Below are 886 nucleotides of genomic sequence, written 5' to 3'. Positions count from 1 at the left end.
CAAGTCGCCTTCGTTGCCCGGAGTGCCTGGCTCGTCGGTGACAGCGGTGCTGACTGGCGTCTTGTCCAGAACCAAGTTCTCGAACTTGCCAACATCCGCGCCATCAACGGTGGCGATCGATTTGATCACTGGATCGTTAGTACCGGTGTAGACGTTGTCCGGAGCAGTCACGGTGGTGAAGCCGGTAGTGCTGTTGGCCGGCACGGTGATGACGGTAGTGCCGTCGCTCAGCGTGAAGGTCAGCGCCGAGTGTTTATCGATCGGCAGACCGTCTTTGTTGGTCAGGGTGATGGTGTAGGTGATTGCACCACCTTCGGTAACCGAAGGGGTAGCGGTCAGCTTGGCCACCACGTCATCCGTGGTGTCAGTCACTTTGACCGACGCCGCATCGCCCAACTGCAGGTTCTCGAAGGCACGGCCGTCGATGTCTGCTGCCGACTTCACGCCCAGCTCGATTTCACCGGCGTCTTTGTAGACGTCGTCACCCTGTGCTTCGTGGGTGTACGGGGCGCTGGTTTCGCCAGCTTTGATGGTGACGGTAGCGTTGTTGCTCAAGGTCACGACCAGGTCGTGAGCCAGCGCAATGTTGATGTGAACGGTGAAGGTCGGTTTGACGTTCTCGGCGACGGAAACCTGGTCAGCGGTAATGGTGACTTTGACCAGATCACCTTCGTTGCCCGGCGTACCTGGTTCGTCGGTCACAGCAGTGCTGACCGGCGTCTTGTCCAGAACCAGGTTCTCGAACTTGCCAACATCGGCGCCATCAACGGTGGCGATCGATTTGATCACTGGGTCGTTGGTACCGACGTAGACGTTGTCCGGAGCAGTCACGGTGGTGAAGCCGGTAGTGCTGTTGGCCGGGACCGTGATGACGGTGGTGCCATCA

Annotated in this window: 1 protein-coding gene; it reads right to left on the bottom strand. The window is 59.0% G+C overall.

The genetic code is table 11. The features are described from left to right. On the bottom strand, positions 1–886 hold an 886-nt coding region (locus GIB19_RS28115; RefSeq protein WP_274888858.1), incomplete at both ends, for an immunoglobulin-like domain-containing protein.

Origin of the sequence: Pseudomonas sp. ITEM 17296 (genome assembly GCF_028895205.1) — a bacterium.
GTDB classification, from domain to species: Bacteria; Pseudomonadota; Gammaproteobacteria; order Pseudomonadales; family Pseudomonadaceae; genus Aquipseudomonas; species Aquipseudomonas kermanshahensis.
The sequence above is the reverse complement of the archived record's forward strand: the minus strand, read 5'-3'. Positions and strand labels throughout refer to the sequence as shown.